We start from the raw sequence: 25,787 nt of genomic DNA on the forward strand, positions 1-25,787 counted from the left end.
TAATTATAAAAAAATAATGAACAATAATATTTTCCCTTGTCTTTGGTTCGACAAAACCGGCAACGAAGCGGCTCATTTTTATACCGAAATCTTCGGTGGAAAGGTTACTGTGGACACTCCTGTGGTTATAAATTTCGAATTATTCGGACAAAAAATGATGATTCTGAATGCCGGTCCGCAGTTTGAAAAAAACGCATCGGTTTCTTTCATGGTTCTTTGCGAAACTGAAGCAGAAGTTGATCAATATTGGAAACAGCTTTCCGAAGGTGGAATTGTTTTAATGGAACTCGGCGAATATCCTTGGAGCAAAAAATACGGCTGGGTTCGCGATCGATACGGCGTTACTTGGTAAATGTATTTAGGCGAAAAACAAGGTGAACAAAAAATTATTCCTACTTTAATGTTTATTCATGAAAACAACGGAAAAGCGAAGGAAGCCATGGAACTTTACACTCGAGTTTTTCCTAATTCGTCTATTGGAAATGTCTTAAAATACGGCGACGGAATAGGCAATGAAACGCATGAAAACCCAGAAAATATTCAACATGCACATTTCGAAATTGATGGTTATTCCTTTTTTTGTATGGATAATTCTTACGATCATCAATTTGATTTCAATGAAGCAATTTCAATCGTGGTGATGACTGAAAATCAAGAGGAAACCGATCATCTTTGGGATTCTTTGATCGAAGATGGAGGAAGAGCAAGTATGTGCGGCTGGCTGAAAGATCAATTTGGCGTGAATTGGCAAATCGTTCCTAAAAAACTCATCGAATTGATCAACGATTCCGATCCGATCAAAGGTCAAAAAGTAATGCAAGCGATGTCGACAATGCAGAAAATCATCATCAAAGATTTGGAAAATGCTTATCACAATTAATAAAAATTTTAAATGAAACTACTCGAATTCACTACGCAAATTTCGGCAAATCCGGAAAAAGTTTGGAACGTACTTTTCACCCAAGATTCTTACGGAAAATGGTCATCAGCAATGAATCCGGGAACGTATTTTGAAGGAAATTGGGAAGAAGGAAGCATCATGAAATTCCTCGATCAAAAGAACAACGGAATGTACAATTTGGTCGAAATCAACAAAGAAAATCAGTTGCTTAGAATGAAACACATCGGTTGGATTATGGACGGAGAACTCAGTCCGCAAGGTTGGGAAGATTCCACCGTAACTTACATCCTCGAACCCAATGATAACGGCACTTTACTGAAAGCGGAAGTGAACTCTTTGGATGAATTTGTTGAGTTTTTTAACATCAAATATCCACAAAATTTAGAGTTGATTAAAAATCTTTCAGAATCGGAATAACCTAAAAAATCAAATTATTATGGAAACATTAAATTTTGAAATCATTATCGATGCGCCTATTCAAAAAGTTTGGGATTTGCTTTGGAACCAAGATTCTTATACCCAATGGACTCAATTTTTCGGCGAAGGTTCGCATTACAAAAGCGATTGGAAAGTAAACGGGAAAACCTATTTTCTGGGAGCTTCCGGAGAAGGAATGGTTGCTACTATTTAAAGTTTAAATGAGCCGAAAGAAGTGGTTTTCAGTCATCTAGGAATGATAAAAGATGGCGTGGAAGATACTAAAAGCAAAGAAGTTGCAGAATGGAGCGGAAGCGAAGAATCTTATTTTCTGAGAGCTATTTCTGAAGATTCAACGGAACTTCGGGTAATTCTTCATACTTCGAAAGACTATTCGGATCATATGAAATCCGGGTTTGACCAAGGTTTGCAATTGTTGAAAGAATTAGCAGAAAAATAAACATCTGGAAAACAAGATTTAATAAAACGGAAATCAATTCCGTTTTTTTTTATTTAAATTACATTTAATCAAAATATCACACATTTAAAGTAAACTGCAATTTCGGTCGTCTACTGAAATATGGAGCTGGAAATTATACCCATGTCACAATCCGAAAAAGACAGCATGATTGCACAAACCGTGAAAAATTACGGTGGAAAACTGTTGTCTTTTATCCGTCCGAAAGTGAATAATACGGAAGATGCTGAAGATATTTTGCAGGAAGTTTGGTTCCAGTTCAGCAATTTGACGAATGTTTCAGAAATCATGAATGTCGGTGCGTGGCTTTATCAAGTAACCCGAAACAAAATTACCGATAGTTACCGCAAGAAAAAAACCGAAAACCTTGAAGATTTCGTGTACGAAGATGAAGATGGAAGCTTCTCCATTAAAGACATTTTGTTACTCGATGATTCAGAAAATCCCGAATTATTGGCATTTCGGGAAGAAGTTTGGCGAGAACTTTTTTCCGCTTTGGAAGAACTGCCCGAAAAGCAACGTTTGGTGTTTGTGGAAAATGCAATTGAAGGAAAAAAACTACAAGAAATTGCCGATGAACAAGGAGAAAACATCAAAACCATCATCAGTAGAAAAAACTATGCGATGAAATATTTAAGGACAAGAATGTCACCATTGTACCGTGATCTTGACAATTAATAATTAAAAATACTCCTTTAAAAAAGGTAAAAGAAAATAGTGATGAGTAATAAAGTAAAAGGTAAAATTGCATTTTTTGTATTGGCTGGAATTGCCATGTTTTTTGCAGTTTCCGGGATTGTAATGTGGCTTTGGAACGCGCTTTTGCCCGAAATCATCGGGGTAAAAAGCATTGGTTTTTGGCAAGCAATGGGAATTTTAGTACTCTGCAAAATTCTCTTCGGTGGATTTGGCGGAAAAGGTGGAAAAAAATGTTTTGGAAAAGAATCCTTCCAAAAAAATAATGAAGAAAAACTCAAAGGAATGACTGATGACGAAAAAGAAAAACTTAAAGAAATCTGGCGAAAACGCTGCGAAGGAAATTTCTTTTGGAAAAACAAACAGTAAAATTGAAACGGGCTTTTGTCCGTTTTTTTTTGAATAGTTTTTCATTAAAATAATAAAACTTTTAAAGTAAAAAGCAAGAAATTCCGTCTTCTATAAAAAGACTTTATATAAATTTTAAAAAGTAAAAAATGAAAAATTCAAATTTAAAAGGCGCTTTAGGAGCTGTCGCAATAGTAGGTTTAGCAATTGCAGTTAAGAAAATTTCTCAGAAAAGAAAATTTTTGAAGGCAATTTTTGAAGAGTATGACATTCAAGAAAAAACACCTTTCGGATTTGCCGACAAAATCCGTGAAATGGATGACGAAAAATATGCTGAATTAAAAAGTAAAATGAAAGAAAAATTTGCATCGAAATGTTGCAAAAGCGCTTGCAGAACCCAAAAATCTGAACCATAAAAGCACGCTAAACTCAATTGTTTTGTGAAACGGAAGGAAATATTTCTTTCCGTTTTTTTTATGGTTTCCTTGAGAAAAAAAGTGGCTTTTCAGGGCGAAATACAAAAAAAAACTTACTTTTGTTCCTCTAAAAAGTTCGAACCCGAATCTTCCAGAATGAAAAACTACTATTATTTTCTCAGCCTTCCGGAGAACGCTTCTGAGGAAGAAATAAAAAAAGCTTACAGGAAATTATCGCTGAAATATCATCCGGATAAAAACGAAAACGATGATTTTTTTGCAGCTCGATTTCGCGAAGCTCAGGAAGCGTATGAAATATTGATGGATAAAGAAAAAAGGAGGATTTATGATGATAATTTAGGGCACCAACAGCGAACCAATCGACCAAATTTACCACCATCTATCAAAACTTTTTCAGCCAATAAAATTCATGCGGTAAAAGGCGAGGAAATTATCATTACTTGGCAAACCAATCATGCAGATATTGTGAAAATTTTGCCTTTTGGGCTCGAAAAAAGTTATGGTGAAAGGGCTTTTAAAATTACAGAATTTAAAGACGGTAAATTTCAGCTTTTGCTTCACGCAACCAATTCTTTGCTAAATAAAACGGTGGTTCGGTCCATTACCATCATCGAGGTTTTTGAAAATGATAAGGAAAAATTCCGAAATGAAGTGGAAGAGCTGTTTAAACCACAAAGACCTACCCGTATAAATCCAAACGGTCAACCAAAGTTTTTGCGAATTTTTCTGGCAATTCTTTTTTTGGTAATCGCAATTTTGCTTTTGGTGAAAAATTTTTCGGAATAAAAGAAGTTTTTTTACGCCATTTTTAGTCTTCCAGGACATTTTTTACAACGTTTTCCCTTCTTGAATTTTTTACAACATTTCTTTTTATCACAGTACATTTCTTCGTTTTTTTCGTAGAAAGGAGTAAGAGGAGCGACTTTAAAAGGGATGATGGTTGAATTCATGCTGCAAATATAATTCTAATTTAGAATTAATCAAAATAATAAATGATTATTTTCGAAACTCGAATTGTATTCACAGCCGTTGTGCCTTTATGCAAAAAATTGTACTTTTACGAACCTTTATTTCTAAATAAATCTAGTAAAATTATATGAACACAACACAGTTTGTAAATCGCCACATTTCCTTAAACGAAGCCGATAAACAGGCAATGTTACAGAAAGTTGGCGTTTCGGGTATTGATGAACTAATTGCCCAAACCATCCCCAATTCAATTCGTTTAGAAAAAGATTTAGACATTGCCGAGGCACTTTCGGAATATGAAATGTTGGCGCATTCCAAGGATCTTGCCTCTAAGAATTTATTGTTTGACAATTATATCGGTTTCGGTTACCACGATACCATTTTGCCAAGCGCAATTCAGCGAAATATTTTAGAAAATCCTTCGTGGTATACGGCTTACACGCCTTATCAAGCGGAAATCGCTCAGGGAAGATTGGAAGCACTTCTGAATTTCCAAACGGTGGTTTGTGATTTAACGGGCTTCAAATTGGCAAATGCTTCTTTGTTGGACGAAGCTACTGCTGCTGCAGAAGCGATGCACATGTTTTTTGAAAGCAGAACCAAAGACCAGAAAAAGTTTAATGCAAACAAGTTTTTCGTTTCAAATCTGGTTTTACCGCAAACTGTTGCTGTAATGAAAACAAAAGCAGAAGGTTTAGGAATCGAAATCATAGAAGGCGATCATCAAACCCAGTCTTTAGATGAAACCTATTTTGGAGTTTTGCTTCAATATCCAGGGAAAAATGGAGTGGTTTTAGAATACACAGAAAACATTAAAACTTACAAAACACTTAACCTTCAAGTAGTTGTAGCATGTGATCCGATGGCCTTAGTAAAATTGAAATCTCCGGCTGATATGGGCGCGGATTGCGCTGTTGGTACCACCCAAAGATTTGGAATTCCGATGGGTTATGGTGGTCCTCACGCTGCTTTTTTTGCTTGTAAAGATGATTATAAAAGAGATATCCCGGGAAGAATTATCGGGGTTTCCCAAGATGCTTACGGAAAACGCGCTTTGAGAATGGCGTTGCAAACCAGAGAGCAACATATTAAAAGAGAAAAAGCGACTTCCAATATTTGTACTGCACAAGTTCTTTTGGCGGTGATGGCAAGTACATACGCTGTATATCACGGTCCGAAAGGGTTGAATTTCATTGCTGATCAAATTCATTTTAAAGCCAATACTCTTCTTAGCGGTTTGAAAACTTTAGGATATGACATCGTTGAAGAACCGATCTTCGATACGGTGAAATTCCGTTTGGGTGAAGAAGACAAAAAAGCATTGAAATATTTAATGTTGGATCGCAAAATTAATCTTAATTATTTTTCAGAAAACGTAGTAAGCATTGCAATCAATGAAACTACAACTGCTGAAAAACTTCAATACCTTTTTGATGCTTTAGCGCAATTCAAGAAAACTCAAGGATTTAAACTTGAAATTAAAGAAGAAATACAAATTCCTGCTCCTTCGTTGAGAACCGACGCGATTTTAGAAGAAGAAGTTTTCAATAAATACCACACCGAAACCGAATTGATGCGTTATATCAAAAGATTGGAACGCAAAGATCTTTCATTAACTCATTCCATGATTTCACTTGGTTCTTGTACCATGAAACTGAATGCTGCAACGCAAATGCTGCCACTTTCTTGGGCAGAATGGGGAAATATCCACCCTTTTGTTCCCGTAGAACAAGCAGGAGGATATCAAACTTTAATTCATCAGTTAGAAAAAGATTTAGCAGAAATCACCGGTTTTGCGGGAACTTCACTTCAGCCGAATTCTGGTGCGCAAGGAGAATATGCAGGATTAATGGTGATCCGCGAATACCACAAATCTCGTGGAGAAAGTCATAGAAATATCGTTCTAATTCCTCAATCTGCACACGGAACCAATCCTGCTTCTGCAGTAATGGCCGGAATGAAAGTGGTAGTAGTAAAAAATCTAGAAAGCGGACAAATCGATTTCGAAGATTTGAAAACTAAAGCCGAAGAACACAGCGCAAATCTTTCTGCTGCGATGATTACTTATCCTTCAACTTACGGATTCTTCGATGATAATATTAAAGAAATTACCCAGTTGATTCACGATCACGGCGGCCAAGTTTATATGGACGGTGCGAATATGAACGCTCAAGTTGGTTTCACTTCTCCGGGAAATATCGGAGCGGATGTTTGTCACCTTAATCTTCACAAAACCTTCGCAATTCCGCATGGTGGAGGTGGACCTGGAGTGGGACCAATCTGCGTTGCCGAACATTTGGTGAAGTTCCTTCCTTCCAATCCGAACATTAAAATCGGTACAAAAGAATCCATCGATGCCATTTCAGCTGCACCTTACGGTTCTTCTTTGGTATTGAATATTTCTTACGCTTACATCAAAATGCTGGGAACTGCAGGTTTGAAAAAATCTACAGAACACGCTATTTTAAATGCTAATTACTTGAAAGAAGTCTTGGCAGAGCATTTCCCTATTCTTTACGCTAATGAAAAAGGAAGAGTTGCCCACGAATGTATCGTAGATTTCCGTCAATTCAAACCGCTAGGAATTGAAGTAGCCGATGTTGCAAAACGATTGATGGATTACGGTTTCCATGCACCAACAGTGAGTTTCCCTGTTGCAGGAACATTGATGATTGAACCTACAGAATCTGAAAGCAAAAGAGAATTGGATCGTTTCGCGGAAGCACTGATTTCCATTAAAAAAGAAATCGACGAAATTGCAGAAGGAAATGCTGATCCTGCGAATAACGTATTGAAAAACGCGCCTCACACCGAGCAAGTGGTGATTTCCGATTCTTGGGACAAACCTTACAGCCGTGAAAAAGCTGCCTATCCTTTGGAATGGGTGAGAGATCACAAATTCTTCGCCACCGTTTCGCGTGTTGATGAAGCATTTGGAGATCGAAATTTAATTTGCACCTGTGCACCAATTGAGGAGTATATGTAAGTATTGTTTGTAGAAGCAGGCCAAAAAGGCGTGTCCAATATATAGAAATCCCGAAAATATTTCGGGATTTTCTTTTTCATGTTATAATTTTGTTATAACTTTGATAAAAATTTTGAGATGACGACAAGAATCAGAAAAATCGGAAATTCTTCAGGAATCATTATTAGCAAACGAATGTTGGAAGAATTAAATATCGAACCAAAAGATGAGTTAGAGTTGACGGTGAAAGATGGAAAAATCCTAATTCAAAAATTTGACGAGCCAAGAAAAGATTGGAAAGAAAAGCTTTTAAAAGCCGGTTCTATGCAAGAAAAAGGAGATTTAATCGAGTTTCCAAACGATTTTGATACCGAAGAATGGACATGGTAAAACGTTTTGAAATTTATTTTATTGAATTCGACCCAACCAAAGGAAGCGAAATCAATAAGACTCGTCCTGCAGTAGTTATTTCTCCTGATGAAATGAACGAAGCACTGAATACGGTAATTGTTGCGCCATTAACTTCTACTTTAAAGGATTATCCTTCTCGAGTAAATTGTGTGGTGAAAAGTAAAAAAGGTCAAATCGCTTTAGACCAAATTCGGACGATTGATAAAATCAGAATTAAGAATAAATTATCTGTTTTAAAGGAGCAAGAACAGGAAGAAGTTTTCGGGATTTTAAATGAAATGTTTAGAAAATAGAATTTTCAGTCCTTTTTTATTAGATTGATTATTTTTAGAAACTTTTTATTAATTATTTTAATAAATAAAAAAGTTAGTGGAATCGATAAAATAATGCTGATCATTGCAGTAAGAGTGAAAACGGAAAACAGTTCAATAAATTTAGGACTAATACCAAAAATTTCAATAAAGTAACCCGTAGTGCATTATTAAATTATTGAAACTTTAATCTTGTTCATTTTTCTGCCGAAGACAAAAACATTCACAAATTGGATAAAGGTCAGTGCGGTTATCTTGCTTAAAATCCTCGTTTTAAATCCACTGAAGGATTTTGCGTAATTGTTTCGGATCCTAAACTGGTCGCAAAGTTGCGAGAACAACGTCTCAATTTTCTTTCTGGATTTCCTAAAGGCATATTTCTGTTTCTGGTAATTTTTCTGATTGGCCCTCATTGGGGTATCGAGCGTTATATTGGCATAGTTGAACAGATCGGTCTGTATCGTCGTCGACAAATATCCTCTGTCTCCGATCAATGTGCAATTCTTCATCTGATGCTTTATGTCCTGCAGAAAATGAATGTCGTGGACGCTCGCCGTGGAGATGTCAAAGCTTTGGAACACCCCCGAGGCGGAACACACCGCGTGCAGCTTGTAGCCGTAATAGTAATTGGACTGGGAGGCGCAATAACCCTTGCTGGGGAATGAAAACTCACTCTCCTTGCATATTTTGGAGCGGTTCGCCCTTGCGTTTTTACAAATTTCTAAGGGCATTGAATCCACTATAAAGATATTTTCCGTTTCATCGAACCTGGCGACCATCAGCTTTCTAATGTCTTCCATGTGCGGGAAAAGTTTTCTTTTTCTACGGTTGTACACGCTTCTCTCAATCATGCCGTTTAGTTTTGAGTTTGATATATGTCTGAACAATTGATATTCAGAATCAATTGACAGATATTCCGCAGAGATATTAATCGCGATGAGTTCTAAATCAGACAGCTTTGGTTTGATGGGTTTGAAATAAAAGTTCTCGTCCAAAGCTAGTTTCCTTAATTCATTCAAAATAAAGTCGTAAATTGCATCTAGGTTATTCATATAGTATTTGATTGGTAGTCAATACAATATACGAAATTTTCGTGTTATGAATAACCTTTTTTATAATGCACTACGAGTTAAAGTAGAAATATTTATGAAATATCCGGTCAATTATGTAAAATAGGAGAGTAGAATTTAAAATGTATATAAATTGAAAATTAAAATCTAAAACTTCAAGTTTTTCATTATCAATGTTTTTTGTGCTCAAATTATTTTCTTTGAGCGCTCCAAGAATGTATTCTCTTGTATTTAAACCAATTAAGAAATAAAATGGTATACTTAATAATATAGCCCAAAAAAGAAAAAGTATAAATTCGAATATTGTTTGTGGTTGATTTGAGAATAGACCTTTTTTAAAAATTATTTCTAATACAACAATTCCGGGTAAAAATGTATTTATGAGCAAAAAAAATTTCTCACTTATAATTTTGTAACTTTCGTTATTCAAGTTTATCATCTAAATATTTTTTACAAAAATAACTTATATCTTAAGACAAATTGTAGTTTATGAATCTTAATACAATTTTCACCAACCAACGCACTGGAAATCATCCCGCAACTTCCGCTTCAAGAACTGATTTCCAAAGGGATTTCGACCGCATTATTTTCTCGGCGGCTTTTCGAAGATTACAAAATAAAACTCAGGTTTTTCCGCTTCCGGGAAGTGTATTTGTGCATAACCGATTGACGCATTCCCTCGAAGTTTCCTCTGTTGGCCGAAGTTTAGGAAGTGCGGTGGGAGAATTTATCGTGAAGAATTATCAACCTGACCTTTCGGAAGATGCGAAGAACTTTTACCACAATAATTTACATAATGTGATTGCGGCTGCCTGCCTTTGTCATGATGTCGGAAATCCTGCATTCGGACATTCCGGCGAAGATGCAATTGCAAGTTATTTCGAGAAAAACGAATCCGATTTAAAGCAAAAATTCTCTGAAAAAGAATGGGCAGATTTGGTAAATTTCGAAGGAAATGCCAATGCAATTCGTGTTTTAACCCATCAGCAAAACGGAAAAGATGAAGGCGGAACACAGTTGACGATGACCACTTTGGCGAGTATTGCGAAATACCCATGCGAAGCGGTTGCCAAGAAAAAAGGAGTGATTCACCGCAAGAAATTTGGTTTTTTCCAGAATGAAAAAGAGACTTTCCTGAATATCGCCAATGCGGTAAATCTCATGCAAGAAAACGAGGAACCTACAATTTTCAAAAGACATCCTTTTGTATGGTTGGTGGAAGCGGCCGACGATATTTGCTACAATATTATCGACATGGAAGATGCGCACCGATTGGGAATTGTATCGACTTCGGATTGCGAGAATCTGTTTCTAGACCTCATCAAATCTGAAAATCAAAATACCAAAAGGGTAGAAGATAAATTGGCGATTTTGACCAATGCTAACGAAAGAATTTCTTATTTGAGAGCGAAAGTCATCAATGCGTTGATTAATAAATCGATTGAATTGTATGAAACCAATTTCGCTTCCATTTTAGATGGAAATCTAGATAAAGCGCTGTTGGATATTTATAAAACTGAAAACAAATCGCTACAGGAAATCGAGAGTTTTTCTATTGAAAAAATCTACGGACATAAAGCCGTTATCGAAATAGAAAACGCTGGTTACAATGTGATGTACGAACTTTTGAATCATTTTATTCCGCCAATTTTAAAGGCTAAATCTGAGAGAAAATCTTATGATAAAATGGCGCTGAAACTTTTGCCAAAACAGTTTCTATATGAGGAAGGTTCCGACTATCAGAAGGTTTTAGGAGTGATCGATTTCGTTTCCGGGATGACGGATAATTTCGCGACCGATCTTTACCGAAAAATAAAAGGAATAGAAATCGGTATGACAATGTAGTTTGGATAGCACAAAAGTTTTTACTATCTTTATAACATCAGCAACGTACGTGCTGTAGGATTATTAACCATTAAAATTCATTTACTATGACCTACTTAGGTGTACTTATTTTTCTAGGACTTATCGTCTTATTTGCTTCGTTTTTTACGGTAAAGCAGGAAACCGCTGCGATTGTGGAACGATTCGGGAAATTTCTTACCGTGAGACAATCCGGTTTGCACTTGAAAATCCCTTTTATTGACCAAGTTGCGAAACGCTTAAACCTCAGAATTCAGCAATTGGATGTGATTATCGACACCAAAACACTCGATAATGTATTTATCAGAATGAAAGTTTCTGTGCAGTATCAGGTGATTAGAAATCAGGTTGGAGATGCATATTATCGTTTAGAAAATCCAGAAAACCAAATTACCTCTTATGTTTTCGATGTGGTGAGAGCAGAAGTTCCGAAGTTAAAATTGGATGATGTATTCGTGAAAAAAGACGATGTCGCAATTGCCGTGAAAGGTGAACTTCAGGAAGCCATGCAAAGTTACGGTTACGACATCATCAAAGCTTTGGTTACCGATATCGATCCCGATGAACAGGTAAAACATGCGATGAACAGAATTAATGCAGCTGAACGTGAAAAAACCGCGGCAGAATACGAATCTGAAGCACAGAAAATTAGAATTATTGCGGTCGCAAAAGCCGAAGCGGAATCTAAAAAACTACAAGGACAGGGTATTGCTGATCAAAGAAGAGAAATCGCCAAAGGTTTGGAAGAATCTGTGAAAATGCTCAACGATGCAGGAATCAATGCTCAAGAAGCATCTGCTTTGATCGTGGTTACGCAACATTACGACACGCTGCATTCGATAGGAGCAAACAACAGAAGCAACTTGGTTTTACTTCCTAATTCGCCAAGTGCAGCGAGTTCAATGCTCAACGATTTAGTCGTTTCAATGGCCGCTACCCAAAAAATGGATGAAGTGAACAAAGGAAATTATCCGCCACCACCGGCTTCACATACGCATTAATTAGATGTTAGATGTTAGAAGTTAGATTTTAGACTTTAGACTTTTAAATGGTGAATTATTTTCGTCGTTCATGAATATAAAAACTCCCGATTTGTTGGACAGATCGGGAGTTTTTTTTATTTTAAATCTTTCGTTTTGTACGGAAATTTCGACGCTGCAGTTTTAATTAATGAATTGGTGAGTTTTTCTGTAGAGGTGAAGGTTCCTCCCGTTTGCCAATTGTAATTCCAAAACATTTATGCAAATTAATCATCCAAATGTTGTTCTCGATTTAGATAAAGGTAAAGGTGATGCTAAGCTTGATGAAGGTGAAATAGAAGCGAAAAATCTCGAACTTATTTTCAATAGTTTAAAAAATAACTCTCGGTCGCAATGATCGAGAGTTTTTTTTATGAAATTTAGATTTTAAATTTTTCTTTGCCAATTAATAGTTCGAAAAAAAGTTTGAAGTCTGAAATCAAGCTCCATAGAGGATATTTGAACGTCGTAGGTTTATTTTTCTCGATAACCGCATGGCTAAACCACGCAAATCCGTATCCGAAAATTGGCATATACCACAGAAAACGCTCTTTCCCGGATTGGATAACATAAATCAAAACAGCAAATACAAGTAGCGTTCCGACAAAATGAAAAATCCTTGTTCCCAATTTGCGGTGTTCGTTTAAATAAAGAGCGTAAAATTCCTTAAATGTTTTTATCCTTTCAGCCATTTCTTTTAGTTTAAATCGCCATTTAACTCATTGTTGAGTTTGCTATTGTTGTAGCCATAAGAGAAATAAATAATCATCCCGATGGCAAACCAAAGCAGAAACCAAAACCAATTGTTGTGGCTCATTCCTGTTAATAAATACAAACAAGAACTTAAACCAATCAGCGGAATTAGGGAAAGGTTTTTAAGGAAAGCCAATACACATAATACCAAATTAATGATGATAAAGATGACTATTGAAATACGGAATTCGCCTTTTTCAGGGTCATTCCAATCGGTTATATGATTGAAAAATGCAGGTTGCCAAAAGTAGAAAAATACCAATCCACCAATAAAAATAACAGGGAAAATAATTTTTCCATTGATATATGGAAGGTGGAAACGGCCTTTTAGCTTCTCTTTTGCCGGCAACATCAATACTCCACCACATACCAACACGAACGCGAAAATGGTTCCGATACTTGTGAAATCGAGGATGAAAGATTTGTCCGTAAATAGGATAGGAACCCCCACTACAATTCCGGTGATTATGGTCGCAAAACTGGGAGTTTTATATTTTGGGTGGATTTCCATGAACTTTTTAGGCATTAATCCGTCTCTACTCATGGCATACCAAATTCTCGGTTGTCCCATTTGAAATACCAAAAGAACTGTAGTAATGGCAATAATTGCCGCCAACGAAACCACAAATTCCATCCAAGCAACATTGGCATTCGATTTCTCGAAGATGAAAGCAAGTGGATCGCCTACGCCGTCGAATTTTCGGTAATCGACCATTCCGGTGAGTACCAACGTTAGAACAATATAGATAACCGTGCATAAAACCAATGAAATAATCATCCCTCGTGGTAGATTCTTCTGAGGATTCTTGGTTTCTTCTGACAAAACACTGAGTGCATCAAACCCTATATAAGCAAAGAACACGCCCGAAACGGCACTCATCACTCCTGCAAAACCATTCGGCATAAATGACGCAACACCCGTTTCTGTGCTTACCGGAAACCAGTTATCGGTATTGATATACGCAATTCCTACTGCGATAACCAAAAGGATGATAAATAGTTTTAAAAGAACAAAAATATTGTTGAAATTCTTCGATTCCTTCACTCCAACATAGCAAAGCCAAGTGATTAAACCATTGATAACCAAAGCCGGAACATCTACAATAAATTTTAAATTTCCAATGATAGGTGCGGTTTTCCAAGCGTTGATCAGTTCTTTGTTTTCCGAACCTCCCAGGAAAGCTTTCTTGGCTTCAGTGTAGCTGCAAGTAAGATAATCAGGGATGTGTACGCCAATTCTTTCCATAAAACTGGTGAAATAATCACTCCAAGAAAAGGCTACATAAATATTCCCGAATGAATATTCCATAATAAGTGCCCAGCCAATAACCCAAGCAATGAGTTCTCCAAAACTTGCGTAAGCATAGGTATAAGCAGAACCAGCAGTCGGAATTCTACTGGCAAATTCCGCATAGCAAAGTGCGGTGAAACCACAAGCAAAACCACAAATGATATAGAGAATAATGACTCCCGGTCCTCCACGGAAAACTGCTTCGCCCAAACTGCTGAAACTACCGGCTCCAATTATGGCAGCGATTCCAAAAAATACAATATCCCACACCCCTAAAACACGCAGCAAGCCCGAAGGAGCTTCCTGATCACTGTATTGTTTTCTTCTGAAAAGCTGATTCATAAAAATAATAATTTACACAAATGTAAAAGAAAATTCTAAAAATCATATTTTTTTTGGTTCTACATAATAAAATTGGCCAAATTTTGGTTCATAATAATGTCGTAATTTTGACTAAACATTTATTTGATGCGGAAGATCTATTTTTTACTGTTTATTTTATCATTTGTCTCAGGTTTTACCCAATCTGTAAATATTATTAATCCTGCGGATAATGCAGCATATCCTGCACAGCAGTATTTCTGTGCCGGGGAAAGTTTTGATCTGAAGGTTGATGCAATAGCTACTTCGACGGGCATTTCGCCAGTTACGGGTTTTAATTTGCCTGCTGCAAGTATTAATGTTCCTTTTTCAAATAAAGTAGGGAATAATCATTTTAGCAACCCAATCTCCATACCTTTTACATTCGATTTCTATGGTAAGCAATATTCGAAATTGGTAGTTGGCTCAAATGGGAGACTGCTTTTTGGATCTGGAACCGATTTTGATAATTTGCATACCTCTCAATATGTAGATAAAATACATAGCGGAAATGATAGTAGTTCTACCAATATTAAACTTCCCAATGTTGCTTATAACCAGATTGATTCCGCCGATCCTTCAAGAATAGTCAATTTTGCCCAGATTTTTTTTGGCTATACGGATATTGGATATTATGATGCCAATTATTACAACAAATTAACTTACGGACCTATAACCTACGAAGGAAAGCAAGGCTTGCTCATTAATTTTAATCAAGTTTTAGAAAGAACAGTTTCTGGGGGTTATAGTTCTACCATTACCAGTCAAATTCTTATTTTAGAAGATCATAAAATCTACATTAAAGTTACAAAAACCAATAGCACAGGTCATGCAATTATTGGTTTACAAAACGAAACAGGAGATCAAGCAAAATGGCCAGTAGATTCAGAAACAACTTCACCTTATAACAATGGCCAATGGAGTAATACAATTCAAACATGGCTTTTCACTCCCAGCCAAAATCTCACTCCAAAATTCAAATGGACTAGAAATGGAGCAGAAATTGTGGGGCAGACCAGCGATACATTAAATAATTTTTCTCCCAATGCAGATGATATTCTGAAAGTTGAAGTCACTTTTTATGATTCTTCAGGAGCTCAGGATGGTGCAGCGGTTTCGGATCAGGTAACTTTTACAAAGGTGAATACACCGGTGATTGAAGCTCCAATTTATTCTACTTGTGGAAATCCTGCGATACTTAGGGTTAATAATCCAGATCCTTCATTACTTTATGAATGGTATAATACTGAAACAGGGAATTTGGAGGGAACAGGAAATAGCATTCAAGTAGGAACAGGAAAATATTATGTTCAAGTAAAAAATACAGCAGGCACTTGTATATTGAAATCAACAGAAGAAACCGTGAATATTAGTTCGAGTTTACCACCATTTATTAGTGCCAATAAGACCATTTATAAGTGTGATGAATCAAATTTAGCTTCGCAAACATTTAATTTAGCAACGGTTACAGGCTATCCAACTGGTTCTGGTTATTCCTTCTATTTTACTGAATCTGGTTCTACAACGCCGATTACTACAATTAATTTAAATTCTGGACAGATTAAAAATTTCACACTCCATGCCACCACTAATTCAGGGGTTACACCAGTTTGTTCACTCACCTCCAATTTTAGTATTTCTTATCTTTCATTTCCGGAAAATAATAAAGTTTTAACTTCAAGTAAATTGTGCGATAATGTTACCACTTATACAACCACAGATTTTAAAAACACCTTTTATCCAGGAAGTGCTTTTAACATATCGTTCTCTACAGATGGAGTCAATTTTAGTAATAATCCTGTAAATCCTAAAGCGAATAACTTAATTTATGTCAAATTAACCGCACCTGATTTTAGCTGCGAAAGCGTTATATCTCTGAAATTTGATATTCAACCTCCGGTTATTGCTAATCAACCGGATCCCAACGATCCCAATTTACAGCAATGTGCGAGCTCCACACAAACGTATGATTTACATGCTCTTTTTGACAATCAAGTAAATACAGGAAACGTTACTATAAGCTATCACACCACATTAGCGGGAGCGAAAAGCGGAGACAACTCTGTTCCAAATGCTTCAGCTTTCAGAAGTGGAATGGGTGATACCTCCCTTTACATAAGAGTGGTAAATAATCTTACAAGTTGTGTTTCAGATAATTTCCCTACCATTACATTGTATGTTTATAACACTCCTAAATTCAAAAATCCTTCAGGGATTAGATTGCAAAAATGCGAGGGAGAGGACTTCAATTTAACTCAAAATATAGCCGATTTGTTAGAGTCCGTTGATCCAAAAATAAATTATGTCATCGACTATTTAGCTGAAAACGGGACCAAACTGACCAAAGAACAGTATGAAAATTATGATCCTGCAGTTTTTGGTTTTAAACCTAAAATCCAGTTAAAATACAACCCAACTTGCTCTGGTACGGCTGCTTTTAATTTGAGTTATTATCAAAAACCTGCGGCTATTCTATCTGAGCTAGTAGTTTGTGAAGAATTAAATTATTTATTAACTAGTTTTCAAAATTCAGTAATTACTAATTCAAGTCAATATACATTTACCGATGAGCTTGGTAATGCGCTTCCTGCAAACTTCGATGTGTCGGTATTGCCTAAAACAGTTAAGTTTTTAATAAAAGATAAGGCTACAGGTTGTTTTTCGGATGTTCAGACTGTGACTTTTGTTAAAGGTGCAAATACTCCTTTACTTGTTTCTGAAACTAATTTTGTAGTTTGTGATACTGATTTCGACGGAAAAACTGCATTTGATCTCAATTCAAAAAAAACGGTTTTCAGTACCGATCCAAACGCTGTTTTTGAATATTTTAAAAACGCTAATTTCACCCAGCCAATTGCTGAAAACTATACCAACGAAACCGCTTTCGCACAAACTGTTTACGTGCGAATCACCGTTCCCGGTTTTTGTCCGTCTCTTGGCAAAATAAATCTGAAGGTGAATACCCCGACAAAATCTTCTACCTTGGAGAGCAAATATTACATCTGTTTCGGGGAAACTGTAACAATTGATGCCGGACCGGAAAATCCTGCCAGAACCTGGAGTACCGGAGAAACTTCACAGACAATTGCGATGACGAACCCTGGAAATTATTCCGTAGAGTTAACCAATTCCAATGAATGTACTTACACGCATAATTTTATAGTTTCAGACGAAAATCAGCCAAAAATCGGACTGATCAACCAAACCAACAATTCCATTGAGGTAATTGCTTCTGGAGGAGCGACGCCGTATCTTTATTATTTCAATGGGGTAAGACAAACTTCTCCAATATTGATGAACCCTACAGCAAGTTCCTATATCGTTCAGGTGGAATCGGCAACGGAATGTTTGGGTGAACCTAAAACTATTTATTTCATTAAAATCCACAATGCATTCTCACCCAACGGCGATGGAATCAACGACACTTGGACCATTGAAAACCTCGACAAAATGGAAAGTTTCACCATCCAGATTGTTGATCGTTACGGGAACAAAGTTTTCGAATCTCAAAACAAAAACAATGTTGTATGGGATGGCAAATCCAACGGCCGCGCCTTACCAACCGGAACCTATTGGTACAATGTGGTTTGGTTTGATGCTCTAACCCAAAAATCAGAACAAAGACAAGGTTGGGTATTGTTGAAGAACAGGAATTGATTTTTTGTAGAGAAAATGATAAAGAGGAAATAAAAAAGATTTTACAAAAACAATAAGAGAATCTGCTAAATCCGTAAAATCTGCGAGAGACTTTTATTATTCTCGCGGATTTGAATACTTTGTACTTATTACATAATACTTCATACTCCATACATCACAAACAACACTTATCCACATATCCACAATATGTAATTTTTCTTGTGTAGGCAATAAGTTTTCTTTAATTTCGTTGACTTAATGTGGAAAGCTTTATTTCATTCTTGAAACAAAAGAACTCCACAAAACCTTTCTGAAAATAAGGAATAAATGAAGTCAAAAAACATCATCATTGCCACCGCGATTTTCTATTACGGACTTTCCGATGCGCAGCAATCTCAATATTTCAGTGACCGCGAAAACTACCGTTATGGTCTTGCTGAAAATCTTTATCAAAATAAAATCTACAACGCCGCTCAGTTCGAATATGCGCGACAGTATTTCTACAACGGAGCACTTTCAAATTCCCGGAAAGAAGCCTCGCAGTTCTTCGACAATGTAATTGGTGTGATTTTAAGAAAAAACCACGCAGAACAGGGGCTGGAAGCTTTTATTAAAGAATATCCTAACTCTGCATATTTTGCCCAGGCAAATTTACCGCTGGCAGATTATTATCTGGCACAAAAAGATTTTGATAAAGCACTGGAAACATTAAATAACGTAAATCAATACCAGCTTTCGAAAGACGAGAATACGCAGTACATTATGAAGCTTGGTTATGCCAAATTCATGACGGGTGATTCGGCTGGTGCGATTGAAGCTTTAGAGGAAGCCTATAAAAATGCAGAAGAAAGCGACAAAAATGACATCGCTTATATGTTGGGGCACCTTTACTACGCCGACAAACAGAATGACAAAGCATTTACCTTTTTTGATCAAATAAAAGATAACGAAAAGTATGCACACTTGGTAAAACCTTACTATGTGCAGATGTATTTTAATGAAAAAGATTACGACAAAGCCATCAGTGAAGGAAATTATCTCCTCGACGAGTCTATTTCTACCGAATACAAAGCTGAAGTTCATAAAATTATCGGGGAAAGTTATTTCATGAAAGGCGATTATTCATCGGCTTATCCACATCTTAAAAGTTATCTCGAAAGCAAGCCAAATCCTTCGGAAAGTGATCTGTACGAAATGGGATTTGTTTCGGCACAGCTTAAAAAATACGACGAGGCAGTTTCTTATTACAACCAGTTGATAAACAGCAACTCTGCGACTTCCCAGAATGCGTATTATCAATTGGGGAATGCTTATCTTTCTGTGGGTAAAAAGCAGGAAGCGCTTTCGGCATTTCGATCCGCTTATCAAATGAATTATGATGCTAAAGTTCAGCAGCTTGCGCATTTGCAGTACGCTAAACTAAGTTATGACATCGGAAACCCGTTCGAATCTGCTCCGGTCGTGATTCAGAATTATATCAATAAATATCCGAAAAGTTCCGAAATACCGGAGCTGAAATCACTTTTGGTAAAATCTTATTTGTACTCAGGAGATTTCAAAGGAACTTTGAGCGCCATCGATAAGATGCCGAATTCCACACCTGAGCTCAACAAAATCGATCAAGAAGTTTCTTTCCTTTTGGGAACCGAAGAATTTAACAAAGGAAAGTTCGACGAGGCAGAACATTATTTTTTGAGAAGTTTAGAATTTAACATTAATAAAGAATACAACACTCGCGCAACCTATTGGCTGGCTCAAACCTATTATCAGAAGGGAAATTACCCTTCCGCGATTGTACGTTATGAGAGATTGCTGAACCAGGATTTCGCAGAAAAACAACAACTTTCCTACGATTTGGGTTATGCTTATTTCAAAGCCAAAAATTTCGATAAAGCCAAGCAATATTTCTTAGAATATTTAAAAAACCCAAAACCTGAGTTTAAAAACGATGCGGAACTTCGATTGGCAGATACTTATTACGCAGACAATCAGCTCAATGAAGCGATTGCCATTTATGATAAAGCAGAAAATGCAGACGATTATACCTTGTTCCAAAAAGCCATGGCACTTGGTTTCAAAGGTGATACCGAAGCTAAAATTTCTTCGCTTAAAAAATTGATTTCTCAGTACAAAAATTCCGAATATGTTGACGATGCACAATATGAAATTGCTACAGCGTATGCTGCAAACGACGATTACAACAGCTCCAACGATTATTTTTCACAGGTGATCCGAAGCAGTTCTGATAAAGATTTGGTTGCTAACGCACAGATTTACCGCGCACAGAATTATATCGATCTCAACCAGAATGACAAAGCGCTTTCTGAATTAAAGTCACTCGGAAATCAGTATAAAAACACTGCTTATGCCAGTAAAATTGTTCAGGCTGCACGTCCGGTTTACGTGAAAAACGGTGATACTGCGGGTTACGAAAGTTTTGCAAGAAGTTTAGGCGTAAAAATCGATGCGTCTGAACTCGATGAAATAAATTTGAACAGTGCCAAAAACTATTACGCAGCCAAAGATTACAAAAAAGCAATTCCGCTTTACGAAAAATATTTAACCCAGAACCCGGCGGGAGACGGACTTTACCAGGCGCAGTATGAACTTGGCGAAAGTTATTACCAGACCGCAAACGCAGCCAAAGCACTTTTGGTTCTGCAGGAAGTGGCCAATGTGCAGAACGATTATCAGGAAGATGCGCAGACCCGACTTGCCCAGATTTATCTGGAACAGAATAATACCAACGAAGCCAAAAAATATCTGGAGCCACTTTCGAATTCCACCAACGTGAATCTGAAAAACTTCGCGAATCTGGAACTGATGAAAATTTTTGCGGCAGAGAAAAACTTCACCAAAGCAGAATCTTTTGCGGATTTGGTGCTTGCCAATTCCAAAAATCCGGCGTCTGTTATCGAACAGGCCAAAGTAATTAAAGCAAGAAGCCTGATGAACAGAAGGAAAGACAGTGAAGCTAAAGCGGCTTACACAGCCCTGGAAAAATCATCGAATACCGAAGTTGCCGCGGAAGCTTTGTATGCGAAAGCATTTTACCAGAACAAGGCAAAAGCGTTTAAATCATCCAACGAAACCATTTTCAAACTTGCTAATAATTATGCATCCGAAGAATATTGGGGCGCCAAAGCTTTGGTCTTGATGGCGAAAAACTATATCGGGCTGAAAGATAATTATCAGGCGAGTTACACGGTGGACCAAATTATAGCCAACTACCAGGATTTCCCGGAAATCGTTGCCGAAGCAAAAGAAGTGAAAAGTCAGATTAAAAAATAACATTAAACCCCAAAAGGTTTTAAAACAGAAAATATGAATTTAAGAATTCAAAATATATTTTTATTAGGAATGTTGGTTTCTTCTACCGCTGTTTTCTCACAGATTAAAGAAGAAAAGCTGATCCTAGACCGAAAACGCGAGCCGGAAGTAAAGAAAATCGAGAAGAAAAAAACATCGGTTGTTGCGGAAAAAAACTATCCACCCAAAGAAAAGAAAACACAAGATTCACTGAATCTAAAATACACGATCACTGATGTTCCGGCAGCTTCAGATTTCAAAACTTCTACTATTCAAGGCGAAGATATTTCACCGAAATTCAATGCCGATTATCAGAACAACTATTTCCAAATCGGAATGGGGAATTTTGGTAAAGTGCTTGCCGACGGAAATATTGCTACCACTTTGGATAACCAAATGGAAGTAGGCGCAGATTTGCACTTCCTTTCTACCAAAGGTCTGAAAAAGGAATACAGCTGGGATTCCAGCCAAAGTTCAGCGAATATTGGCGCTTATTTGAATGGCTTTGGTGAAAAAGGAAAATTCAATATCAACGCTGATTATGGTTTGAACGATTATAATTATTACGGAATTTATGCGTTAACTCCCAATTCTGAGGTGAATTTGCAACATAAAACCAATCGTTTTAGGGTGAATGGATATTATGATTTCTATTCAAATAACATTTTGAATGACGTTCGTGTAAAATCGTCTATTTTAACCGACAAGTTTGATGCGAAGGAAGCTCAGGCAGAAATATTGGTGAATCTTTCTAAACATGGTGTTGAAATTCCGATGGATGAGGTGACGATGAATGCGGATTTGGGAATTAATGTAGAAACGTTGAATTCTGAATTTTCCATTGTAAATGAAAATAGATCCAATTATGTTAATGCAACAATATCCCCAAAACTTACTTTTTTTAAAGGAAATTCTTATTTAATGGTAGGTTCGGGATTTTCTTTTCTTAATGCCAAAAACAACAGTATTCTTTTAGCAGAAGAAGCAAAGAATAGCAAAACGTATTGGTTCCCAAAAGCGGAATTACAAATCGCTGCAGCTGATGAATTAAAGTTTTATGGTGGAATAGATGGAGGTTTGAAATTGAATTCCTACGCAAATTTATTGGAGGAAAATCCATATTTGGTTTCCGATCAGGAATTGAGACCGACGGAAACGAAGTATAAATTCTATTTCGGAATTCGCGGTGATGTGGACCAAAGCATTAAATACGATGTAAGCGCTGGTTACGGAAAAATGAATGACATAATGTTCTTCCGTGCCAATGGTCTTTTCAATGATGCGTTTACCCTAGACCGTGCGCCGTACGATTTTGCGAATACCTTCTCTGCCGCTTACGACAACGGAACAGTGAGCGAAGTGAAAGGAAGTATTCAATATTTTCCTTTGGCTAATTTGGTGTTGGATGGTGAATTGAGTTTTGCAAAATACAACCTTGATAATAACAAAAATATATACAATAAACCTTTGGTTGTGGCATCTTTGGGCGGAAAATATTCTTTATTAGGTAAAAAATTAAATCTTGGTGCCAAAGCTATTTTCAGCACGGACAAGACGACTAATTCCTTCGCCTTTGCGGAAGCAGGTACCACGCCGAATGTATTTGTAGCTACCGAGGACAAAAACGATAAAGTTGGCGGTTTTGCAGATTTAAATTTATCTGCAGAGTACAAAGTTCACAAAAATTTCAGTATTTTTGCACTCGGAAATAATTTACTGAACACCAATTATCAGACTTTCAAAGGTTATAAAGTTTTGGGAGCACAGTTTTTGGGAGGCGTAAAGATTTCTTTTTAGTAGTATCGGGTTGGCGAGTTGGGAGTAAATTGAGTTATAAGTACTCAAAAACTCATCTATTCAAAACTCACTCACTACAAAATGGCTGCGTAGTTCAACTGGATAGAATATCAGATTTCGGCTCTGAGGGTTAGGGGTTCGAATCCCTTCGCGGTCACAAAAGCGGCAAACTTCAAAGAAGTTTGCCGATTTTTATTTTACGTTTTACAGTGTAAAATTAGTTATTGGTAACATTAAGCGTTACTTCAATATTATTTCTTGTTGCATTAGAGTAGGGACACACCTGATGTGCCTGTTCCACTAATGATTGCGCTTCTTCCAGGGATACCCCGGGTACATTTACATTCAGTTCCACTTCCAGACCAAAACCACCGTTTTCGGTTTGTCCGATTCCGACTTTGGCATTTACTTTTGTTTCGCCCGCCGCAGATTTCGATTTTTTAATCATCAGATTTAAGGCACTATCGAAACATGCCGCATATCCTGCGGCGAAAAGCATTTCGGGGTTGGCATAATCATCATTTTGTCCACCAAGCGATTTGGGAGTGCGTACATCGAGTTCCAGAATTCCGTTGTCACTTTTTACGTGTCCGTCGCGCCCGCCTGTTGCGGTAACGCTAGTTGTGTATAATGTTTTCATTGATTTTTTTATTTTTTATTTATTTTATCTAAAAGTTTAGAAATCGCCTGTTTCAGTTCCTGTACATCAGTTTCCGAAAGATCCAGTCTATCATTCATTTTTTCGGGAATCAGGCAAGCTTTGTCCTGAAGCCTTTCACCTTCATCAGTCAAGGAGATTTCTACAACACGCTCATCCTCAATTTTTCTTTGGCGTACAATATAAGATTTTGCTTCCAGCCTTTTCAACAACGGAGTTATCGTACCGCTGTCTAGAAAAAGTTTTTCACCAATCTGATTTACCGTAAGCCGCTGATGCTCCCAAAGTACCATCATTACAAGATATTGCGGATAGGTAATATCCAGTTCTTCAAGTAACGGACGGTAAAGACCTGTGATTTCCTTCGCGATAACATACAAAGGGAAACATAGCTGATTACCAAGCTGTGGAGTTTTGTGTTGATCCATGAGAGGATTTAGTGATTTTCTAAATTATTTTTTGATGATGAATTCATCCATTGGGATACGAACTTTTTTCATCTTTGAAAGCCAGTCGTTCTCCGAATCTCTGTATCCTAAGTACAGTAAAGTTACACTTTTAAGTCCCAATTCTTTTAAACCCAGAATTTCATCGACCACCTCATTGCTAAAACCTTCGGCAGGAGTACTGTCAATTTTCAGTTCTGCTGCCTGTGCCATAGCTAGACCTAGTGCGATGTAAGTCTGTCTTGCAGTGTGAGCGAAATTTTCTTCTGCGGTCTGCGCGCCGTAGATTACTTTCAGTTGATCTGTATAACTGTTGAAACGACCGCGTGGCAACTCCCGTACATCGGTATGATAATCGTACACTTTGTCTATTTTTTCAGCGGAATAATTGTCCCAGGCTGCGAAAACCAAAACATGGGAACAATCTCTCATTACCTCCGGATTCAGGGCTCCCTTTACCATTTGCTCTTTCAGTTCCTGATTTTCTACTACGATTACGCGGAAAGGCTGTAATCCGGAAGAGGTAGGCGCCAGTCTTGCAGCTTCTAGAATTTTATTCAAATCTTCTTCTGAAACTTTTTTGGTAGAATCATACGCTTTTACTGCGTGTCTCCATTTTAAATCTTCAATTAATGACATTGTATTTTTTTTAAATTTTACTATTTCGAGCAGCAAATATAGACAAGAATTATATTGCGCACAATTTAATTGAACGATAGATATTTTGAATGAAAGATTAAAGGTTATTAAAAAAGAAACCGCCTGAGCAGTCAGGCGGTTTTTAGTAATAGTTTATTTTCTTAATCCATTTTCTTAGCATCAGCAACAAATTGTGCTAAACCACTATCGGTTAAAGGATGTTTAAGTAAATTTAAAATCGAAGCGAGGGGAGAAGTCACCACATCTGCGCCAATTTTCGCACAGTTGATAATATGCATTGGTGAACGGATAGATGCTGCAAGAATTTCAGTATCAAACATATAATTATCAAAAATAATTCTGATTTCTTCGATTAAATTCATTCCATCAACTGAAATATCATCTAATCTACCCAAGAACGGAGAAACATAAGTAGCACCTGCTTTTGCAGCTAGCAATGCTTGTCCGGCAGAGAAAATCAAGGTACAATTGGTCTTAATGCCTTTGTTTGAGAAATATTTAAGTGCTTTCACGCCGTCTTTAATCATTGGGATTTTTACCACGATATTAGGGTGGAGCGCTGCCAATTCTTCACCTTCTTTGATCATTTCCTCGTAAGTTGTGCTTAGAACTTCCGCAGAAATATCGCCATCAGCAATTTCGCAAATGGTTTTGTAATGGTTAAGAATCGCCTCTTTTCCGCGGATTCCTTCTTTGGCCATCAGTGATGGATTGGTTGTAACGCCATCTAAAATTCCCAAATCCTGTGCTTCTTTAATTTGCTCCAGATTGGCTGTGTCGATAAAAAATTTCATAAGTTTAAAGTATATTTTTATTATATTAAAGGTGGCTAGAAATTAAAATATTCAAATTTCCTCACCAACTCTTTCATTTTTTACAGTTTCCAAATATAAGATTTTAAGTGGCAATTAAAAAACCGCCTTTCCAGATAACGAGACTGAATTTTGATATAATAAGTGGCAGTTTGGAGTATTCGCTGGCAACTTCACGCT

At 36.9% G+C, this 25,787-nt stretch carries 25 protein-coding genes and 1 tRNA gene; 19 read left to right on the forward strand and 7 right to left on the reverse strand.

All coding sequences use genetic code 11. The features are described from left to right. Positions 1–16: 16 nt before the first annotated feature. The 12 genes from H0S70_RS14110 to H0S70_RS04400 all read left to right on the forward strand — a co-directional run bounded on the left by H0S70_RS14110 (position 17) and on the right by H0S70_RS04400 (position 7,915). Positions 17–352, forward strand: a complete 336-nt coding sequence (locus H0S70_RS14110) for a VOC family protein (RefSeq protein ID WP_228453787.1) — start codon at positions 17–19, stop codon at positions 350–352. Then, on the forward strand, positions 353–880 hold the full coding sequence (locus H0S70_RS14115; protein WP_228453788.1) for a VOC family protein: 528 nt from the start codon (positions 353–355) through the stop codon (positions 878–880). A 12-nt stretch (positions 881–892) separates the two neighbouring features. Further along, positions 893–1,318: an SRPBCC domain-containing protein gene (locus H0S70_RS04360; RefSeq protein ID WP_188321829.1), complete on the forward strand. Its 426-nt coding sequence runs from the start codon at positions 893–895 to the stop codon at positions 1,316–1,318. A gap of 19 nt (positions 1,319–1,337) precedes the next feature. After that, entirely contained in the window at positions 1,338–1,532 is a 195-nt protein-coding gene (locus H0S70_RS14120) for an SRPBCC family protein (RefSeq protein WP_228453789.1), read from the forward strand. Between the two features lie 42 nt (positions 1,533–1,574). Next, the gene (locus tag H0S70_RS14125) at positions 1,575–1,778 is read left to right on the forward strand and encodes a hypothetical protein (protein ID WP_228453790.1); all 204 of its coding nucleotides are present in this window, start codon (positions 1,575–1,577) and stop codon (positions 1,776–1,778) included. A gap of 141 nt (positions 1,779–1,919) precedes the next feature. Then, entirely contained in the window at positions 1,920–2,474 is a 555-nt protein-coding gene (locus H0S70_RS04370; RefSeq protein ID WP_188321830.1) for an RNA polymerase sigma factor, read from the forward strand. 42 nt (positions 2,475–2,516) lie between these two features. Then, positions 2,517–2,861, forward strand: coding sequence for a hypothetical protein (locus H0S70_RS04375; RefSeq protein ID WP_188321831.1), 345 nt, complete (start codon positions 2,517–2,519; stop codon positions 2,859–2,861). Positions 2,862–2,989: 128 nt separating this feature from the next. Next, on the forward strand, positions 2,990–3,256 hold the full coding sequence (locus tag H0S70_RS04380; RefSeq protein ID WP_188321832.1) for a hypothetical protein: 267 nt from the start codon (positions 2,990–2,992) through the stop codon (positions 3,254–3,256). 156 nt (positions 3,257–3,412) lie between these two features. After that, positions 3,413–4,063 carry a J domain-containing protein gene (locus H0S70_RS04385; RefSeq protein ID WP_123247672.1) on the forward strand — a complete coding sequence of 217 codons (651 nt, stop codon included), beginning with the start codon at positions 3,413–3,415 and terminating at the stop codon, positions 4,061–4,063. A gap of 310 nt (positions 4,064–4,373) precedes the next feature. After that, positions 4,374–7,232 carry an aminomethyl-transferring glycine dehydrogenase gene (gene gcvP / locus H0S70_RS04390; protein ID WP_188321833.1) on the forward strand — a complete coding sequence of 953 codons (2,859 nt, stop codon included), beginning with the start codon at positions 4,374–4,376 and terminating at the stop codon, positions 7,230–7,232. Between the two features lie 117 nt (positions 7,233–7,349). Next, the gene (locus tag H0S70_RS04395) at positions 7,350–7,601 is read left to right on the forward strand and encodes an AbrB/MazE/SpoVT family DNA-binding domain-containing protein (protein ID WP_188321834.1); all 252 of its coding nucleotides are present in this window, start codon (positions 7,350–7,352) and stop codon (positions 7,599–7,601) included. Next, entirely contained in the window at positions 7,589–7,915 is a 327-nt protein-coding gene (locus H0S70_RS04400; RefSeq protein ID WP_031502015.1) for a type II toxin-antitoxin system PemK/MazF family toxin, read from the forward strand. Before H0S70_RS04395 ends, H0S70_RS04400 begins: the two co-directional genes overlap by 13 nt. A 188-nt stretch (positions 7,916–8,103) precedes the next feature. Here the strand turns inward: H0S70_RS04400 and H0S70_RS04405 are convergent, their stop codons facing one another. Continuing rightward, positions 8,104–8,985, reverse strand: coding sequence for an IS982 family transposase (locus H0S70_RS04405; protein WP_188321835.1), 882 nt, complete (start codon positions 8,983–8,985; stop codon positions 8,104–8,106). Positions 8,986–9,492: 507 nt separating this feature from the next. Here H0S70_RS04405 and dgt point away from each other — a divergent pair. The 3 genes from dgt (at position 9,493) to H0S70_RS04420 (ending at position 12,243) form a co-directional block, all read left to right on the forward strand. Further along, positions 9,493–10,848, forward strand: a complete 1,356-nt coding sequence (dgt, locus tag H0S70_RS04410; RefSeq protein WP_123247654.1) for a dGTP triphosphohydrolase — start codon at positions 9,493–9,495, stop codon at positions 10,846–10,848. 86 nt (positions 10,849–10,934) lie between these two features. Then, complete coding sequence (locus tag H0S70_RS04415) at positions 10,935–11,867, forward strand: SPFH domain-containing protein (RefSeq protein WP_031502646.1); 933 nt, start codon at positions 10,935–10,937, stop codon at positions 11,865–11,867. Positions 11,868–12,105: 238 nt separating this feature from the next. Next, positions 12,106–12,243 carry a hypothetical protein gene (locus tag H0S70_RS04420; RefSeq protein ID WP_188321836.1) on the forward strand — a complete coding sequence of 46 codons (138 nt, stop codon included), beginning with the start codon at positions 12,106–12,108 and terminating at the stop codon, positions 12,241–12,243. A gap of 22 nt (positions 12,244–12,265) precedes the next feature. Here the strand turns inward: H0S70_RS04420 and H0S70_RS04425 are convergent, their stop codons facing one another. Continuing rightward, positions 12,266–12,577 (reverse strand): DUF962 domain-containing protein, encoded by a 312-nt coding sequence (locus tag H0S70_RS04425; protein WP_188321837.1) that lies wholly within the window; start codon positions 12,575–12,577, stop codon positions 12,266–12,268. A 5-nt stretch (positions 12,578–12,582) separates the two neighbouring features. Further along, positions 12,583–14,271 (reverse strand): APC family permease, encoded by a 1,689-nt coding sequence (locus H0S70_RS04430; RefSeq protein ID WP_188321838.1) that lies wholly within the window; start codon positions 14,269–14,271, stop codon positions 12,583–12,585. Positions 14,272–14,397: 126 nt separating this feature from the next. On the opposite strand from H0S70_RS04430, the gene H0S70_RS04435 reads away from it, so the two are divergent. The 4 genes from H0S70_RS04435 to H0S70_RS04450 all read left to right on the forward strand — a co-directional run bounded on the left by H0S70_RS04435 (position 14,398) and on the right by H0S70_RS04450 (position 23,188). Further along, entirely contained in the window at positions 14,398–17,946 is a 3,549-nt protein-coding gene (locus H0S70_RS04435) for a gliding motility-associated C-terminal domain-containing protein (protein WP_188321839.1), read from the forward strand. A gap of 306 nt (positions 17,947–18,252) precedes the next feature. Then, positions 18,253–21,216 carry a tetratricopeptide repeat protein gene (locus H0S70_RS04440; RefSeq protein ID WP_188321840.1) on the forward strand — a complete coding sequence of 988 codons (2,964 nt, stop codon included), beginning with the start codon at positions 18,253–18,255 and terminating at the stop codon, positions 21,214–21,216. A gap of 33 nt (positions 21,217–21,249) precedes the next feature. Further along, the gene (locus H0S70_RS04445; RefSeq protein WP_188321841.1) at positions 21,250–23,031 is read left to right on the forward strand and encodes a porin family protein; all 1,782 of its coding nucleotides are present in this window, start codon (positions 21,250–21,252) and stop codon (positions 23,029–23,031) included. Positions 23,032–23,114: 83 nt separating this feature from the next. Next, positions 23,115–23,188, forward strand: a tRNA-Arg gene (locus H0S70_RS04450). Between the two features lie 60 nt (positions 23,189–23,248). Here the strand turns inward: H0S70_RS04450 and H0S70_RS04455 are convergent. The 4 genes from H0S70_RS04455 to fsa all read right to left on the reverse strand — a co-directional run bounded on the left by H0S70_RS04455 (position 23,249) and on the right by fsa (position 25,589). Beyond that, positions 23,249–23,671: an organic hydroperoxide resistance protein gene (locus H0S70_RS04455; protein WP_031503700.1), complete on the reverse strand. Its 423-nt coding sequence runs from the start codon at positions 23,669–23,671 to the stop codon at positions 23,249–23,251. 8 nt (positions 23,672–23,679) lie between these two features. Next, positions 23,680–24,117 (reverse strand): MarR family winged helix-turn-helix transcriptional regulator, encoded by a 438-nt coding sequence (locus tag H0S70_RS04460; protein ID WP_188321842.1) that lies wholly within the window; start codon positions 24,115–24,117, stop codon positions 23,680–23,682. 24 nt (positions 24,118–24,141) lie between these two features. Beyond that, positions 24,142–24,774 carry an NAD(P)H-dependent oxidoreductase gene (locus H0S70_RS04465; protein WP_088264851.1) on the reverse strand — a complete coding sequence of 211 codons (633 nt, stop codon included), beginning with the start codon at positions 24,772–24,774 and terminating at the stop codon, positions 24,142–24,144. 161 nt (positions 24,775–24,935) lie between these two features. After that, complete coding sequence (gene fsa, locus H0S70_RS04470; RefSeq protein ID WP_188321843.1) at positions 24,936–25,589, reverse strand: fructose-6-phosphate aldolase; 654 nt, start codon at positions 25,587–25,589, stop codon at positions 24,936–24,938. Positions 25,590–25,787: the final 198 nt, after the last annotated feature.

This window comes from Chryseobacterium manosquense (genome assembly GCF_014623485.1).
Classification (GTDB): domain Bacteria; phylum Bacteroidota; class Bacteroidia; order Flavobacteriales; family Weeksellaceae; genus Kaistella; species Kaistella haifensis.

Coding starts and splice junctions, on each gene's coding strand:
- H0S70_RS14110 (WP_228453787.1), top strand. CDS start 17: ATGAACAATAATATTTTCCCTTGTCTTTGGTTCGACAAAACCGGCAAC.
- H0S70_RS14115 (WP_228453788.1), top strand. CDS start 353: ATGTATTTAGGCGAAAAACAAGGTGAACAAAAAATTATTCCTACTTTA.
- H0S70_RS04360 (WP_188321829.1), top strand. CDS start 893: ATGAAACTACTCGAATTCACTACGCAAATTTCGGCAAATCCGGAAAAA.
- H0S70_RS14120 (WP_228453789.1), top strand. CDS start 1,338: ATGGAAACATTAAATTTTGAAATCATTATCGATGCGCCTATTCAAAAA.
- H0S70_RS14125 (WP_228453790.1), top strand. CDS start 1,575: ATGATAAAAGATGGCGTGGAAGATACTAAAAGCAAAGAAGTTGCAGAA.
- H0S70_RS04370 (WP_188321830.1), top strand. CDS start 1,920: ATGTCACAATCCGAAAAAGACAGCATGATTGCACAAACCGTGAAAAAT.
- H0S70_RS04375 (WP_188321831.1), top strand. CDS start 2,517: ATGAGTAATAAAGTAAAAGGTAAAATTGCATTTTTTGTATTGGCTGGA.
- H0S70_RS04380 (WP_188321832.1), top strand. CDS start 2,990: ATGAAAAATTCAAATTTAAAAGGCGCTTTAGGAGCTGTCGCAATAGTA.
- H0S70_RS04385 (WP_123247672.1), top strand. CDS start 3,413: ATGAAAAACTACTATTATTTTCTCAGCCTTCCGGAGAACGCTTCTGAG.
- gcvP (WP_188321833.1), top strand. CDS start 4,374: ATGAACACAACACAGTTTGTAAATCGCCACATTTCCTTAAACGAAGCC.
- H0S70_RS04395 (WP_188321834.1), top strand. CDS start 7,350: ATGACGACAAGAATCAGAAAAATCGGAAATTCTTCAGGAATCATTATT.
- H0S70_RS04400 (WP_031502015.1), top strand. CDS start 7,589: ATGGACATGGTAAAACGTTTTGAAATTTATTTTATTGAATTCGACCCA.
- H0S70_RS04405 (WP_188321835.1), bottom strand. CDS start 8,985: ATGAATAACCTAGATGCAATTTACGACTTTATTTTGAATGAATTAAGG.
- dgt (WP_123247654.1), top strand. CDS start 9,493: ATGAATCTTAATACAATTTTCACCAACCAACGCACTGGAAATCATCCC.
- H0S70_RS04415 (WP_031502646.1), top strand. CDS start 10,935: ATGACCTACTTAGGTGTACTTATTTTTCTAGGACTTATCGTCTTATTT.
- H0S70_RS04420 (WP_188321836.1), top strand. CDS start 12,106: ATGCAAATTAATCATCCAAATGTTGTTCTCGATTTAGATAAAGGTAAA.
- H0S70_RS04425 (WP_188321837.1), bottom strand. CDS start 12,577: ATGGCTGAAAGGATAAAAACATTTAAGGAATTTTACGCTCTTTATTTA.
- H0S70_RS04430 (WP_188321838.1), bottom strand. CDS start 14,271: ATGAATCAGCTTTTCAGAAGAAAACAATACAGTGATCAGGAAGCTCCT.
- H0S70_RS04435 (WP_188321839.1), top strand. CDS start 14,398: ATGCGGAAGATCTATTTTTTACTGTTTATTTTATCATTTGTCTCAGGT.
- H0S70_RS04440 (WP_188321840.1), top strand. CDS start 18,253: ATGAAGTCAAAAAACATCATCATTGCCACCGCGATTTTCTATTACGGA.
- H0S70_RS04445 (WP_188321841.1), top strand. CDS start 21,250: ATGAATTTAAGAATTCAAAATATATTTTTATTAGGAATGTTGGTTTCT.
- H0S70_RS04455 (WP_031503700.1), bottom strand. CDS start 23,671: ATGAAAACATTATACACAACTAGCGTTACCGCAACAGGCGGGCGCGAC.
- H0S70_RS04460 (WP_188321842.1), bottom strand. CDS start 24,117: ATGGATCAACACAAAACTCCACAGCTTGGTAATCAGCTATGTTTCCCT.
- H0S70_RS04465 (WP_088264851.1), bottom strand. CDS start 24,774: ATGTCATTAATTGAAGATTTAAAATGGAGACACGCAGTAAAAGCGTAT.
- fsa (WP_188321843.1), bottom strand. CDS start 25,589: ATGAAATTTTTTATCGACACAGCCAATCTGGAGCAAATTAAAGAAGCA.